The organism is Listeria floridensis FSL S10-1187 (genome assembly GCF_000525875.1).
GTDB lineage: Bacteria > Bacillota > Bacilli > Lactobacillales > Listeriaceae > Listeria > Listeria floridensis.
Window position 1 is genome coordinate 1 of the sequence record NZ_AODF01000091.1, and the last position, 766, is coordinate 766.

1 pseudogene is annotated in these 766 nt (G+C 53.0%); it reads right to left on the minus strand.

Annotated features, from left to right (window positions below):
* Positions 1–749 (minus strand): annotated as a pseudogene (locus MFLO_RS14350) (hypothetical protein); the annotation flags it as partial.
* Positions 750–766: the final 17 nt, after the last annotated feature.

Consider the following 766-nt stretch of genomic DNA (forward strand, 5'->3'; position numbering starts at 1 on the left):
CTTCGAGCTACCAGAAGTCCCCCAGTCCGCCAACATCTGCCATCGCTAAACTGCTGCCGCGGCGGTAAGTTCAAACTATTCTCCCATTTCGCTCCGATGTTCCCGATCGTATCCAAACCGTGTGTCAACTTGTCCACTCCGCTATGCGCCGCCCCTTTCAAACTTCTTACCCGCATCTCCGCTTGATTCTTCCCAATCCGAACCAAATCCTCTGCTTTCGACACCGCTGTTTGCTTTCCGCGCATTATCAGTTGACTGAGCTCTGCCAAATGCCCCGTTTCTCCAAGCACTCGCGTCCCGCCAGACAGCGCCTTCACGCCCGGAACTAGGTCAAACAGTGAAAATGCCCCGCGTAACGCGCGTTCCGACGTATCCATCTCACGCCCCGTCAGCCAATCTTTTCCCGTCACTGCCGCGCTCATTTCTAAACTGCCATAAGCCGCCCCAAGCACGAGACCAGCAGGCGGACAAAAAATCGCAACCCCGACGATCGCGACCGTCGCCGCAACATTCACCCAAAACTCCTTTTTCTGCTGTTCATCCTGGATCGACGTATACGCAAACGCGCGCGTATTCAGCATCGTCGCTCGAAAATCGTTCTCTGAAACCGCTTCTTCCGGATTCAACTTCTTCCACGCCTGAAACTGGTTTTTCAACTGATCCGCGTAAACATTACTCCCGCTAAACAAATCATCCATGGTCACTTCTGTTTTCGGTACTTCCCGCTGTTCCTGCGTATAGCTATTCACAAAAACCGTTTCCGTTT